Source organism: Pseudomonas sp. Irchel s3f10 (assembly GCF_900187515.1).
GTDB lineage: Bacteria > Pseudomonadota > Gammaproteobacteria > Pseudomonadales > Pseudomonadaceae > Aquipseudomonas > Aquipseudomonas tensinigenes.
The window spans coordinates 126,887-140,077 of sequence record NZ_FYDZ01000003.1; the positions used below are offsets into that span (position 1 = coordinate 126,887).

Sequence of the window (13,191 nt, forward strand, 5' to 3'; positions counted from 1 at the left end):
GTGTTCATCAAGTGGTCAGTGTACGCAGCAGGTTCTTGTAGTCCTCGCGGATGTCCGCGTCGGATTCCTTAAGTTCGTTGATCTTGCGGCAGGCGTGCAACACGGTCGTGTGGTCGCGGCCGCCAAACACATCGCCGATTTCCGGCAGACTGTGGTTGGTCAGTTCCTTGGACAACGCCATGGCCACCTGACGCGGACGTGCTACCGAGCGCGAACGGCGCTTGGACAACAAGTCCGAGATCTTGATCTTGTAGTACTCGGCGACGGTGCGCTGAATGTTATCCACAGAGACCAGTTTGTCTTGCAGCGCCAACAGGTCTTTCAGGGATTCACGAATCAGCTCGATAGTGATGTCGCGGCCCATGAAGTGCGAGTGGGCAATCACGCGTTTCAGCGCGCCTTCCAGCTCTCGGACGTTGGAGCGAATACGCTGGGCAATGAAAAACGCAGCGTCGTGCGGCAACTCGACTTTGGCCTGGTCGGCCTTCTTCATCAAGATCGCGACGCGGGTTTCCAGTTCCGGCGGCTCGACGGCAACCGTCAGGCCCCAGCCGAAGCGGGATTTGAGGCGCTCTTCCAGGCCTTCGATTTCTTTCGGGTAGCGGTCACTGGTGAGAATGACCTGCTGGCCACCTTCAAGCAGAGCGTTGAAGGTGTGGAAAAACTCTTCCTGCGAACGCTCTTTACGGGCGAAGAACTGAATGTCGTCGATCAGCAGGGCATCCACCGAACGGTAGAAGCGCTTGAACTCGTTGATCGCGTTCAGTTGCAGCGCCTTGACCATGTCGGCGACGAAACGCTCGGAATGCAGGTACACGACCTTGGCATTCGGGTTCTTCTTTAAGAGATGGTTACCCACCGCGTGCATCAAGTGAGTTTTACCCAGGCCAACACCACCATAAAGGAACAGTGGGTTGTAGCCGTGCTTTGGGTTGTCCGCCACTTGCCAGGCCGCCGCGCGGGCGAGCTGGTTGGATTTACCTTCGACGAAGTTTTCGAAAGTAAAGGTGCGGTTCAGATAGCTCGTGTGCTTGAGCGCACCTTCGACCTGCACGGTGCGCTGTTCGGCACGGACCGGGGCCTGTTGCGAAGCAGCGCCGGACATCGGGTCGAAACTGTCGCGAGACGGTTCATCGCTGACTTCAGGGCTTTTCTGCGTTGAACGCTTGGCTGCCGGGGCTGACGTCTGGGTGGGTGCCGGCGTACTCACAGGTGTGGCATTTGCCTGGGCCTGCTGGGAAACCTGCGCGGCTGCAAGCGGCGCGTTCGGTGCGGCACGCGGAGCGGAACTGCGTTTGCTGCCTATCAATAAGGAAAGCGCAGGCGCCATGCCGTTGCCGTGCTCATCCAGCAGTTCAAGGACGCGGCCCAGATACTTTTCGTTGACCCAGTCCAGCACAAAACGGTTCGGTGCGTAGACGCGCAACTCGTCGCCTTCGGCTTCGACCTGTAGTGGACGGATCCAGGTGTTGAATTGTTGGGCAGGCAGCTCCTCGCGCAAAAGCTCCACGCACTGCTGCCAAAGTTCCACTGACACGGATATCCCCTAAGTTGAAAGCCGGTGAGGCAAAAACAAGCGGCCATTGTAGCGGCGAGCCGTCCACTTATCCACATGCAGGTTGCCGGGTGAGCATGATTTATCAATGCGTTAAATCAGAAAAAGGCGACCAACGGTGTGTGAATAAGCTCTGTGGATAACCGCCTCTAAGGGCACTGGACAAGTAGGGGTTGAACTCGGTGGATAACCTGCCTGTGGATAACAGCCCATTCCACGCACAGGTTATCCGATGGCGCAGCACAGGCTGAACACGGTTTTCCACTGTAGTTGTCATTCTCTGTACATCAGGTAAAACATGGGCCGGTGTCACTTATCCACAGAAGAAGGCTTGCCTAGCTTTTATAAGCTTTACAGAAAAGCTTTAAATAATTCCCTTCTTTATTTTTATGTATGGCGAGCAGGTGATCAGGCAAAGAACACCTCGAGATCTATTTATAAGGAAACGTTGGTTGGAAATTGACCTGAAGGCTTGCTTTCTCTAGAATCCCCGGTCTCTTAAAACGGGGGCCATTCCGGCCCGTTGTGGACGAACCAGGTAACACGACAATGAAACGTACTTTCCAACCAAGCACTATCAAACGCGCTCGTACCCACGGTTTCCGTGCTCGCATGGCTACCAAGAACGGCCGCGCAGTCCTGTCGCGTCGTCGCGCCAAAGGTCGTGCGCGTCTGGCAGTTTGATAATCCGGTACTGGAGGTGAGTCAGGACTTCAGTCGGGAAAAGCGTCTGCTTACCCCCCGGCATTTCAAGGCAGTCTTTGACTCCCCTACCGGCAAGGTTCCGGGGAAAAATCTCCTGCTCCTTGCACGCAACAACGATCTTGATCACCCCCGTCTCGGGCTGGTTATCGGGAAAAAGAGCGTAAAGCTCTCCGTTGAGCGCAATCGCCTCAAGCGTTTGATGCGCGAATCGTTCCGTCTGCACCAGGATTCACTGGTCGGCTGGGATATCGTAATCGTCGCGCGCAAAGGTCTGGGCGATGTAGAAAACCCCGAATTGATTCAGCATTTCGGCAAGCTCTGGAAACGCCTGGCACGCAGCAAGCCGGTTCCGGAAGTCAAAACCGAAACTGTAGGGGTAGACAGTACCGATGCGTAAACTGGCCCTCGTTCCGATCCAGTTTTATCGCTATGCCATTAGTCCTTTGATGGCCAGCCACTGTCGTTTCTACCCCAGTTGTTCCTGCTACGCGTATGAAGCCATTGAAAATCATGGCCTTCTGCGCGGTGGCTGGCTGACCTTTCGTCGTTTAGGTCGCTGTCATCCGTGGAATCCCGGTGGTTATGACCCGGTTCCACCTATCCCTACCTCCCGTTCTTCTTCGATGGCCGAGTAATCATGGATATCAAACGCACGATCCTGATCGTCGCCCTGGCAATCGTGTCCTACGTTATGGTTCTTAAATGGAACCAGGACTATGGCCAGGCTGCCCTGCCGACTCAGAATGTTGCTTCCAGTACGACTACATCCGGTTTGCCGGACACCGCCACTGGCAATAATGCTGCCGCCAGTGACGATATTCCGCGCGCCGCTAGCGATACCAGCGCACCTGCCGAAACACCGGTAGCCGCCAGCAAGGATCTGATCCAGATCAAAACCGACGTGCTCGATCTCGCGATCGATCCACAAGGTGGCGATGTTGCTCAACTGACCTTGCCTTTGTATCCACGTCGTCAGGATCGTCCTGATGTTCCGTTCCAGCTGTTCGATAACGGCGGCGAACGTGTTTATCTGGCACAAAGCGGTCTGATCGGCACCAATGGTCCGGATGCAAATCCGGCCGGTCGTCCGGTCTACTCCTCGGAGAAGAAGACTTATCAACTGGCTGACGGTCAGGACCAACTGGTCGTCGACCTCAAGTTCAGCAAGGACGGCGTCAATTACATCAAGCGTTTCACTCTGAAACGCGGCCTGTATGACGTAGCCGTTTCCTACATTGTGGATAACCAGAGCGCTCAGCCCTGGAATGGCGCGATGTTCGCGCAGTTGAAGCGCGATGCTAGCGCTGATCCTTCGTCCACAACCGCTACTGGCACCGCGACTTACCTGGGCGCCGCCCTGTGGACAAGTTCGGAGCCGTACAAAAAAGTGTCCATGAAGGACATGGACAAGGCGCAACTGAAAGAAACCGTCACCGGTGGTTGGGTAGCCTGGCTGCAACACTACTTCGTGACTGCGTGGATTCCTGCGAAGGGCGAAAACAACATCGTCCAGACCCGTAAAGACAGCAAAGGCAACTACATCATCGGTTACACCGGTCCAACACTGACCGCTGCTCCGGGTGCCAAAGTTGAAACCAGCGCTGTGCTGTACGCCGGTCCGAAAAGCCAGGCTGTATTGAAAGAGTTGTCCCCAGGTCTGGAACTGACCGTCGACTACGGCATTCTGTGGTTCATTGCCCAGCCAATCTTCTGGCTGCTGCAACACATCCACGCCATTGTCGGTAACTGGGGCTGGTCGATCATCTTCCTGACCATGCTGATCAAGGGTATTTTCTTCCCTCTGTCGGCTGCCAGCTACAAATCGATGGCGCGCATGCGTGCTGTCGCGCCGAAACTGGCTGCTCTGAAAGAGCAACATGGCGATGACCGGCAGAAAATGTCGCAAGCCATGATGGAGCTGTACAAGAAAGAGAAGATCAATCCGCTGGGCGGCTGCTTGCCGATCCTCGTGCAGATGCCGGTTTTCCTTTCGCTGTACTGGGTTCTGCTGGAAAGCGTGGAAATGCGCCAGGCGCCGTTCATGCTGTGGATCACTGACCTGTCGATCAAGGATCCGTTCTTCATTCTGCCGATCATCATGGGCGCAACCATGTTCATCCAGCAGCAGCTGAACCCGACTCCTCCGGATCCGATGCAGGCGAAGGTCATGAAAATGATGCCAATCATCTTCACCTTCTTCTTCCTGTGGTTCCCTGCAGGTCTGGTGCTGTACTGGGTTGTGAACAACTGCCTGTCGATTGCACAACAGTGGTACATCACGCGTAAGATCGAAGCGGCGACGAAAAAAGCCGAGGCGTAACTTGCACTGTGGATAACACCACTCAGAACGCCCCCTCGTGGGGCGTTTTGCTATCTGCCACTTTTGTCTGGATTCCGGTTTATGAGCACACCTCGTGAAACCATCGCCGCAGTCGCCACCGCTCAAGGTCGCGGCGGTGTGGGCATCGTCCGTATTTCCGGACCGCTGGCCAGCGTTGCAGCCAAAGCTATCAGCGGCCGCGAACTGAAACCGCGTTACGCCCATTACGGGCCATTTTTCAGTGACGACCAGCAAGTGCTCGACGAAGGTCTGGCGCTGTATTTCCCGGGGCCAAACTCGTTCACCGGCGAAGACGTGCTGGAACTGCAGGGCCACGGCGGCCCGATCGTCCTTGATATGCTGCTCAAGCGTTGCCTGGAACTAGGCTGTCGCTTGGCCCGTCCGGGTGAATTCAGTGAACGTGCCTTCCTCAATGACAAACTCGACCTGGCCCAGGCCGAGGCGATTGCCGATTTGATCGAGGCCAGTTCTGCACAGGCTGCGCGTAATGCTCTGCGCTCATTACAAGGCGCGTTTTCCCAGCGTGTGCATAACTTGACCGAACAACTGATAGGTCTGCGCATTTACGTCGAAGCCGCCATCGACTTCCCCGAAGAGGAAATCGACTTCCTCGCCGATGGCCATGTGCTGAGCATGCTGGACAAGGTCCGCGATGAATTATCCACAGTACTGCGTGAAGCCGGGCAGGGTGCTTTGCTAAGAGATGGCATGACTGTGGTAATTGCCGGTCGTCCGAATGCCGGCAAGTCCAGCCTGTTGAATGCTTTGGCCGGTCGCGAAGCTGCCATCGTGACGGAGATTGCCGGCACCACGCGGGATATCCTGCGCGAACATATCCACATCGACGGCATGCCGTTGCACGTTGTCGATACCGCAGGTTTGCGTGATACCGACGATCAGGTGGAAAAGATTGGCGTTGAACGCGCACTGAAAGCCATCGGCGAAGCGGATCGCGTCCTGCTGGTGGTCGATGCGACCGCTCCGGAAGCGCTGGATCCGTTTGCCCTGTGGCCGGAATTCCTCGAAACCCGGCCGGATCCGGCCAAGGTTACGTTGATTCGTAACAAAGCAGACCTGACGGGTGAATCCATTTCCCTGGAAGTCAGTGAAGATGGCCACGTGACGATCAGCCTGAGCGCCAAATCTGCAGGTGATGGTCTGGAACTGCTGCGCGATCACCTCAAGGCCTGTATGGGCTACGAGCAGACGTCGGAAAGCAGCTTCAGTGCTCGTCGTCGCCATCTGGAAGCGTTGCGTCATGCCAGTGCAGCCCTTGAACACGGTCGTGCACAACTGACTCTGGCCGGTGCCGGCGAGTTGCTGGCCGAAGACCTGCGTCAGGCTCAGCACTCTCTAGGGGAAATCACCGGGGCATTCAGCTCTGATGATCTGCTGGGACGGATCTTTTCCAGCTTCTGTATCGGTAAATAACCCCTCCGCTTCCCACAGACAGGTCCATTCGCGACCTGTCTGCGCCTCCTCTTTCTCAAACCTTTCTCCAGTGCCGGGCAGATTTCGTCTCCCTGAGCGGATTTCTCATGCCCGTTATTTCTTCATTCACCGCATTTCTGTGGATTAAGCCCTGTGAATAACTGCCACTAAGGGCAGTTGATAACAGGGCCTGAAAACTGGATATAACCCCCTCTGTGGATAACCACCCCTTTCATCCACAGGCTTACAGCGGTTATCCAATGGTCTCATTGGCACATGAGCACAGGGTTTTGAAACTCTGTACATATTGAATATAAAGGCCTGTAGCAATCTATCCACAGAAATGTGCCTCAGTAGAAATAAACATAAAAACAAAGGTTTTATAAATTTCTCTCTTTTTTATTCTTTTAACCTCGAGTTCTCCACAGCTGGTTAAATTTTGTGCAAAGGGTTCTTTAGGAAGGGCGAAGTCCCTATACTTGTCGACCAGGTCCAGAAACCTGATCTCAAACTATTCCTGAATTACCTACTTAAGCAGGCACGAGGTGCGTGGTGGATTTCCCTTCCCGTTTTGAAGTGATCGTCATCGGCGGCGGTCATGCCGGTACCGAGGCAGCACTGGCCTCAGCACGTATGGGGGCAAAAACCCTGCTGCTGACGCATAACGTGGAAACCCTCGGTGCCATGAGTTGCAACCCGGCCATCGGTGGCATTGGCAAAAGCCATCTGGTCAAGGAAATCGATGCCCTCGGCGGTGCGATGGCAACGGCCACCGATTTGGGCGGCATCCAGTTTCGCGTGTTGAACAGCCGCAAAGGCCCAGCCGTACGGGCGACTCGTGCGCAAGCCGACCGGATTCTGTACAAAGCCGCTGTCCGCGAAATCCTCGAAAACCAGCCGAACCTGTGGATATTTCAACAAGCCGCTGACGACCTGATCGTCGAGCAGGAACAAGTCCGTGGTGTTGTCACGCAAATGGGTCTGCGCTTCTTCGCCGATTCCGTGGTGCTGACCACCGGTACTTTCCTCGGCGGACTTATCCACATCGGTTTGCAGAATTTTTCCGGCGGTCGCGCCGGTGATCCGCCGTCGATTGCCCTGGCTCACCGTTTGCGTGAACTGCCACTGCGTGTCGGTCGCCTGAAAACCGGTACACCGCCGCGTATCGACGGCAAGTCTGTGGATTTCTCGGTGATGACCGAGCAGCCGGGCGATACGCCGATCCCGGTGATGTCGTTCATGGGCAACAAAGAACAACATCCACGGCAGGTCAGCTGCTGGATTACTCACACCAACGCCCGCACCCACGAAATCATTGCCGCGAACCTCGATCGTTCGCCGATGTATTCCGCTGCCGGCGAGATCGAAGGCATTGGCCCGCGCTATTGCCCGTCGATCGAAGACAAGATCCACCGCTTTGCCGACAAGGAAAGCCATCAGGTGTTTATCGAACCGGAAGGTTTGACCACCCATGAGCTGTATCCGAACGGGATATCCACAAGCTTGCCGTTCGACGTGCAATTGCAGATCGTGCAATCGATCCGCGGCATGGAAAACGCGCACATCGTGCGTCCGGGTTATGCGATCGAGTACGACTACTTCGATCCGCGCGACCTGAAGTACAGCCTGGAAACCAAAGTCATCGGCGGTCTGTTCTTTGCCGGACAAATCAACGGCACCACCGGTTACGAAGAAGCCGGCGCCCAAGGTTTGCTCGCGGGTGCCAACGCCGCACTGCGCGCCAAGGGCAAAGAAGCCTGGTGTCCGCGTCGCGATGAAGCGTACATCGGCGTGTTGGTCGACGACCTGATCACCCTCGGTACCCAAGAGCCGTATCGCATGTTCACTTCCCGTGCCGAGTACCGCCTGATCCTGCGCGAGGACAACGCCGACCTGCGTCTGACCGAAAAAGGTCGCGAGCTGGGTCTGGTCGATGACGCGCGTTGGGCGGCCTTCTGCAAGAAACGCGAAAGCATCGAGCTGGAAGAACAGCGCCTGAAAAGCACTTGGGTTCGTCCGAATACGCAGCAGGGCGATGCGATTGCCGAGAAATTCGGCACACCGCTGACTCACGAATACAACTTGCTCAACCTCTTGAGCCGTCCGGAAATCGACTACGCTGGGCTGGTCGAAGTGACCGGCAATGGCGCCGAAGATCCACAGGTTGCCGAACAGGTTGAAATCAAGACCAAATACGCCGGTTACATCGACCGCCAACAGGACGAAATCGCCCGTCTGCGCGCCAGTGAAGACACGAAATTGCCTGTGGATATCGATTACACCAACATTTCCGGTCTCTCCAAGGAGATCCAGAGCAAGCTCGGCGCGACTCGACCAGAGACGCTGGGTCAGGCTTCGCGGATCCCGGGTGTGACCCCGGCAGCGATTTCGCTGTTGATGATTCATTTGAAAAAACGCGGCGCGGGCCGTCAGTTGGAGCAAAGCGCTTGAGTTCTAAGGTCACTTCGCAACACGCCGAAGAGTTATCCACAGGAGCCCGCGTGCTCGGTGTCAATCTCACTGAAGCCCAGCATGAATTGCTGCTGGGTTATCTGGCCCTGTTGATCAAATGGAACCAGGCCTACAACCTGACCGCCGTACGCGATCCGGACGAAATGGTCTCGCGGCACTTGCTCGATAGTCTCAGCGTCATGTCGTTCATCGAAAACGGTCGCTGGCTCGACGTCGGCAGCGGCGGCGGCATGCCGGGGATTCCTTTGGCGATCCTGTATCCGGACTCGCAAGTGACCTGCCTGGACAGCAACGGCAAGAAAACCCGCTTCCTGACCCAGGTCAAACTCGAACTCAAACTGGATAACCTGCAAGTTATCCACAGTCGTGTCGAAGCTTTCCAGCCTGCTCAACCGTTCAACGGGATCATTTCCCGGGCGTTCAGCAGCATGGAGAACTTCACTAATTGGACTCGCCACTTGGGCGATGCCGATACACGCTGGCTGGCAATGAAGGGCGTTCATCCGGCCGATGAGCTGGTAGCATTGCCGGCAGACTTCAAACTCGATAGCGAACACGCCCTGGCCGTACCCGGTTGCCAAGGCCAACGCCATCTGCTGATACTGCGCCGCACGGCATGATTGGGAACACAAGCAAGAATGGCTAAGGTATTCGCGATAGCGAACCAGAAGGGTGGTGTGGGCAAGACCACCACCTGCATCAACCTCGCAGCATCACTGGTCGCAACCAAGCGCCGGGTGCTGTTGATCGATCTCGATCCACAGGGCAACGCCACCATGGGTAGCGGTGTGGATAAACACGGCCTGGAAAACTCGGTCTACGACCTGCTGATCGGCGAATGCGATCTGGCCCAGGCCATGCACTATTCCGAGCACGGCGGTTACCAACTGCTGCCGGCCAACCGCGATTTGACGGCGGCCGAAGTCGTGCTGCTGGAAATGCAGATGAAGGAAAGCCGTCTGCGCAGCGCGCTGGCGCCGATCCGTGAAAACTACGATTACATTCTGATCGACTGCCCGCCGTCGCTGTCGATGCTCACGCTGAACGCACTGGTCGCCGCTGACGGGGTGATTATCCCCATGCAGTGCGAGTACTTTGCGCTCGAAGGCTTGAGCGACCTTGTGGATAACATCAAGCGCATCGCTGAACTGCTGAATCCGAACCTGAAAGTCGAAGGTTTGCTGCGGACCATGTATGACCCGCGCCTGAGCCTGATGAACGACGTTTCGGCGCAGCTCAAGGAACACTTCGGCGATCAGCTGTACGACACGGTGATTCCGCGCAACATCCGCCTGGCCGAAGCGCCGAGCTACGGCATGCCGGCGCTGGCCTACGACAAGCAATCGCGCGGCGCCCTGGCTTATCTGGCCCTGGCCGGCGAGATGGTTCGTCGTCAGCGCAAAAACTCACGCATCGCCGCCGCTCAGGCAACTTAAGGAATCCCCATGGCCGTCAAGAAACGAGGTCTCGGACGTGGACTGGATGCACTGCTGAGTGGTCCGACCGTCAGCGCGCTGGAAGAACAAGCGGCGCAAGCTGACACCCGCGAACTGCAGCACTTGCCGTTGGATCTGCTGCAGCGCGGCAAATACCAGCCGCGCCGCGACATGGATCCGCAGGCGCTGGAAGAACTGGCCGCGTCGATCAAGGCGCAAGGCGTGATGCAGCCGATCGTGGTGCGCCCGATTGGCGGTGGCCGCTTCGAGATCATCGCCGGTGAACGTCGCTGGCGCGCGAGTCAGCAAGCCGGGCAGGAAACCATCCCGGCGATGGTCCGCGATGTGCCGGATGAAACCGCAATCGCCATTGCGCTGATCGAGAACATCCAGCGCGAAGACCTCAATCCGATCGAAGAAGCGGTGGCCCTGCAGCGTTTGCAGCAGGAATTCCAGCTCACTCAGCAGCAAGTTGCCGAGGCTGTGGGTAAGTCCCGCGTCACTGTGGCTAACCTGTTGCGGCTTATTGCATTGCCGGAAGTCATCAAGACCATGTTGTCCCATGGCGACCTTGAAATGGGTCATGCCCGTGCTTTGCTCGGTCTGCCGGACAATCAACAGGTTGAAGGGGCGCGACATGTTGTCGCACGCGGTCTTACCGTGCGCCAAACTGAAGCACTGGTTCGGCAGTGGTTGAGTGGCAAACCGGAGCCTGTGGAAGCGACCAAACCCGACCCGGATATCGCCCGTCTCGAACAGCGTCTGGCCGAGCGCCTAGGCTCTGCGGTGCAGATTCGCCACGGCAAGAAGGGAAAGGGGCAGTTGGTGATCGGTTATAACTCCCTCGATGAGCTTCAAGGTGTGCTCGCGCACATCCGCTGAAACATTTCCTCATGTAGCGCGCAGTCGGAAATCACTACCTGACAGTTGAATAGGGGCAGAACCGCCCCTATACTCTGCGCGCATTTTGTCGGCACAAATTATGCCAAGTTATTGAATTCTGGCAGCCGACCATTGGAGAGCAAACGTGATGGAAACCCGCAAGCCAAACCGCCTGCCGTTCCATCGCCTGGCGGTTTTTCCGGTGTTGATGGCTCAATTTGTCATTTTGCTCATTGCCGCTTTGGCGCTCTGGCAATGGCACGGAGTCGTTGCCGGATACTCGGGACTTTGCGGAGGCCTGATAGCCTTGCTGCCCAATGTTTATTTTGCTCACAAGGCATTTCGGTTTTCCGGCGCCCGAGCAGCCCAGTCCATCGTCCGGTCATTTTATGCCGGCGAGGCAGGCAAACTGATTTTGACGGCAGTGCTCTTTGCACTGGTGTTTGCAGGTGTGAAGCCACTGGCGCCGATAGCTGTATTCGGCGCGTTCGTGCTGACTCAGTCGGTCAGCTGGTTCGCTCCCCTGCTGATGAGAACAAGACTTTCGAGACCTTAGGGCGTTTGAGGCAACCATGGCAGAAACAACCGCTTCGGGCTATATCCAGCACCACTTGCAGAACCTGACCTTCGGTCAGCTACCTAACGGCGGCTGGGGCTTTGCCCATACCGCAGCAGAGGCCAAAGAAATGGGCTTCTGGGCTTTCCACGTCGATACTCTCGGCTGGTCGGTCGCGTTGGGTCTGATCTTCGTGCTTCTTTTCCGCATGGCGGCAAAGAAAGCGACTTCGGGTCAGCCGGGTGCTTTGCAGAACTTCGTTGAAGTATTGGTCGAATTCGTCGATGGCAGCGTGAAAGACAGCTTCCATGGCCGTAGCCCGGTGATTGCACCGCTGGCACTGACCATCTTCGTCTGGGTGTTCCTGATGAACGCCGTCGACCTGGTACCGGTCGACTGGATTCCTCAGCTGGCCATCCTGATCTCCGGTGACCACCACATCCCGTTCCGCGCCGTGTCGACTACCGACCCGAACGCGACCCTGGGCATGGCGTTCTCGGTTTTCGCACTGATCATTTTCTACAGCATCAAGGTCAAGGGCTTCGGCGGCTTCATCGGCGAACTGACCCTGCACCCGTTCGGCAGCAAGAACATCTTCGTTCAAGCCCTGCTGATCCCGGTGAACTTCCTGCTGGAATTCGTGACCCTGATCGCTAAACCGATCTCTCTGGCTCTGCGACTGTTCGGCAACATGTATGCCGGCGAGCTGGTGTTCATTCTGATCGCTGTGATGTTCGGCAGCGGTCTGCTCTGGCTGAGCGGCCTGGGCGTTGTTCTGCAGTGGGCGTGGGCTGTGTTCCACATCCTGATCATCACGCTGCAGGCGTTCATCTTCATGATGCTGACCATCGTCTACCTGTCGATGGCGCACGAAGAAAACCATTAAGGCCAGTCTCGACTAGTCTGATGTCCTTCCCGGTCAAACGGGAAGGGGCTCTTCACAGGGCACCTGAAACGATTTGTTTTACCGCTTTAATCTAAAAAACCTAAACCATACGACGTAAAAGTCGGGAGGAAAGATGGAAACTGTAGTTGGTCTAACCGCTATCGCTGTTGCACTGTTGATCGGCCTGGGCGCACTGGGTACCGCAATTGGTTTCGGCCTGCTGGGCGGCAAGTTCCTGGAAGGCGCAGCGCGTCAGCCAGAAATGGTTCCAATGCTGCAAGTTAAAATGTTCATCGTTGCCGGTCTGCTCGACGCCGTAACCATGATCGGTGTTGGTATCGCTCTGTTCTTCACCTTTGCGAACCCGTTCGTTGGTCAGATCGCTGGCTAATTACCCGGATTCTTCCGAGTAATTTGATGTGATGGACAACGTAACTGCGAGGTGTTGGCGTGAACATTAATGCGACCCTGATTGGCCAGTCCGTTGCGTTCCTGATTTTTGTACTGTTCTGCATGAAGTATGTATGGCCTCCGGTCATCGCTGCTCTGCACGAACGTCAAAAGAAGATCGCTGATGGTCTGGACGCTGCCAGCCGTGCAGCTCGCGACCTGGAGTTGGCCCAAGAAAAAGCGGGTCAGCAACTGCGCGAAGCGAAAGCTCAGGCAGCTGAAATCATCGAGCAAGCCAAGAAACGCGGTAACCAGATTGTCGAAGAGGCCGTTGAAAAGGCCCGTGTCGATGCTGACCGTGTGAAGGTTCAGGCTCAAGCCGAGATCGAACAGGAACTGAACAGTGTCAAAGACAAGCTGCGTGCCCAAGTGGGCTTGCTGGCTGTCGGCGGCGCCGAGAAGATCCTGGGTGCCACAATCGATCAAAACGCGCACGCAGAGCTGGTTAACCAACTGGCTGCTGAAATCTAAGCGAGG

The 13,191-nt window shown here is 56.4% G+C and carries 14 protein-coding genes; 13 read left to right on the forward strand and 1 reads right to left on the reverse strand.

Annotation, left to right across the window (positions count from 1 at the left end; genetic code table 11):
* Positions 1-7 precede the first annotated feature (7 nt).
* Entirely contained in the window at positions 8-1,537 is a 1,530-nt protein-coding gene (gene dnaA, locus CKW17_RS09730; protein ID WP_034152191.1) for a chromosomal replication initiator protein DnaA, read from the reverse strand.
* 567 nt (positions 1,538-2,104) lie between these two features.
* Between dnaA and rpmH the strand changes: the two genes are divergently transcribed.
* The 13 genes from rpmH to CKW17_RS09800 all read left to right on the forward strand — a co-directional run bounded on the left by rpmH (position 2,105) and on the right by CKW17_RS09800 (position 13,185).
* Positions 2,105-2,239 (forward strand): 50S ribosomal protein L34, encoded by a 135-nt coding sequence (gene rpmH, locus CKW17_RS09735; RefSeq protein ID WP_003213577.1) that lies wholly within the window; start codon positions 2,105-2,107, stop codon positions 2,237-2,239.
* Between the two features lie 16 nt (positions 2,240-2,255).
* Positions 2,256-2,657: a ribonuclease P protein component gene (gene rnpA, locus CKW17_RS09740; protein WP_016984072.1), complete on the forward strand. Its 402-nt coding sequence runs from the start codon at positions 2,256-2,258 to the stop codon at positions 2,655-2,657.
* Entirely contained in the window at positions 2,650-2,895 is a 246-nt protein-coding gene (gene yidD, locus CKW17_RS09745; protein ID WP_010465488.1) for a membrane protein insertion efficiency factor YidD, read from the forward strand. The genes rnpA and yidD overlap by 8 nt, the downstream gene beginning before the upstream one ends.
* A 2-nt stretch (positions 2,896-2,897) precedes the next feature.
* The gene (yidC, locus tag CKW17_RS09750; RefSeq protein ID WP_095119693.1) at positions 2,898-4,580 is read left to right on the forward strand and encodes a membrane protein insertase YidC; all 1,683 of its coding nucleotides are present in this window, start codon (positions 2,898-2,900) and stop codon (positions 4,578-4,580) included.
* An 81-nt stretch (positions 4,581-4,661) separates the two neighbouring features.
* Positions 4,662-6,032: a tRNA uridine-5-carboxymethylaminomethyl(34) synthesis GTPase MnmE gene (gene mnmE, locus CKW17_RS09755; RefSeq protein ID WP_095119694.1), complete on the forward strand. Its 1,371-nt coding sequence runs from the start codon at positions 4,662-4,664 to the stop codon at positions 6,030-6,032.
* 552 nt (positions 6,033-6,584) lie between these two features.
* Entirely contained in the window at positions 6,585-8,483 is a 1,899-nt protein-coding gene (gene mnmG / locus CKW17_RS09765; RefSeq protein ID WP_016984066.1) for a tRNA uridine-5-carboxymethylaminomethyl(34) synthesis enzyme MnmG, read from the forward strand.
* Positions 8,480-9,124, forward strand: a complete 645-nt coding sequence (gene rsmG, locus CKW17_RS09770; RefSeq protein ID WP_095119695.1) for a 16S rRNA (guanine(527)-N(7))-methyltransferase RsmG — start codon at positions 8,480-8,482, stop codon at positions 9,122-9,124. The genes mnmG and rsmG overlap by 4 nt, the downstream gene beginning before the upstream one ends.
* 18 nt (positions 9,125-9,142) lie before the next feature.
* Complete coding sequence (locus CKW17_RS09775) at positions 9,143-9,940, forward strand: ParA family protein (RefSeq protein ID WP_008084406.1); 798 nt, start codon at positions 9,143-9,145, stop codon at positions 9,938-9,940.
* Between the two features lie 9 nt (positions 9,941-9,949).
* Positions 9,950-10,822: a ParB/RepB/Spo0J family partition protein gene (locus CKW17_RS09780; RefSeq protein WP_034152184.1), complete on the forward strand. Its 873-nt coding sequence runs from the start codon at positions 9,950-9,952 to the stop codon at positions 10,820-10,822.
* A gap of 148 nt (positions 10,823-10,970) precedes the next feature.
* Complete coding sequence (locus CKW17_RS09785) at positions 10,971-11,378, forward strand: F0F1 ATP synthase subunit I (protein ID WP_003229783.1); 408 nt, start codon at positions 10,971-10,973, stop codon at positions 11,376-11,378.
* A 16-nt stretch (positions 11,379-11,394) separates the two neighbouring features.
* Positions 11,395-12,264, forward strand: coding sequence for a F0F1 ATP synthase subunit A (gene atpB / locus CKW17_RS09790; RefSeq protein ID WP_007911917.1), 870 nt, complete (start codon positions 11,395-11,397; stop codon positions 12,262-12,264).
* Between the two features lie 133 nt (positions 12,265-12,397).
* Entirely contained in the window at positions 12,398-12,655 is a 258-nt protein-coding gene (gene atpE / locus CKW17_RS09795) for a F0F1 ATP synthase subunit C (protein WP_003097235.1), read from the forward strand.
* A 59-nt stretch (positions 12,656-12,714) separates the two neighbouring features.
* Positions 12,715-13,185: a F0F1 ATP synthase subunit B gene (locus tag CKW17_RS09800; protein ID WP_003229781.1), complete on the forward strand. Its 471-nt coding sequence runs from the start codon at positions 12,715-12,717 to the stop codon at positions 13,183-13,185.
* Positions 13,186-13,191 lie beyond the last annotated feature (6 nt).

Bases quoted from the DNA above. Each gene is read 5' to 3' on its own strand.
- CKW17_RS09775 (WP_008084406.1), top strand. From the start codon at position 9,143: ATGGCTAAGGTATTCGCGATAGCGAACCAGAAGGGTGGTGTGGGCAAG.
- yidD (WP_010465488.1), top strand. From the start codon at position 2,650: ATGCGTAAACTGGCCCTCGTTCCGATCCAGTTTTATCGCTATGCCATT.
- CKW17_RS09780 (WP_034152184.1), top strand. From the start codon at position 9,950: ATGGCCGTCAAGAAACGAGGTCTCGGACGTGGACTGGATGCACTGCTG.
- CKW17_RS09785 (WP_003229783.1), top strand. From the start codon at position 10,971: ATGGAAACCCGCAAGCCAAACCGCCTGCCGTTCCATCGCCTGGCGGTT.
- atpE (WP_003097235.1), top strand. From the start codon at position 12,398: ATGGAAACTGTAGTTGGTCTAACCGCTATCGCTGTTGCACTGTTGATC.
- mnmE (WP_095119694.1), top strand. From the start codon at position 4,662: ATGAGCACACCTCGTGAAACCATCGCCGCAGTCGCCACCGCTCAAGGT.
- atpB (WP_007911917.1), top strand. From the start codon at position 11,395: ATGGCAGAAACAACCGCTTCGGGCTATATCCAGCACCACTTGCAGAAC.
- yidC (WP_095119693.1), top strand. From the start codon at position 2,898: ATGGATATCAAACGCACGATCCTGATCGTCGCCCTGGCAATCGTGTCC.
- rpmH (WP_003213577.1), top strand. From the start codon at position 2,105: ATGAAACGTACTTTCCAACCAAGCACTATCAAACGCGCTCGTACCCAC.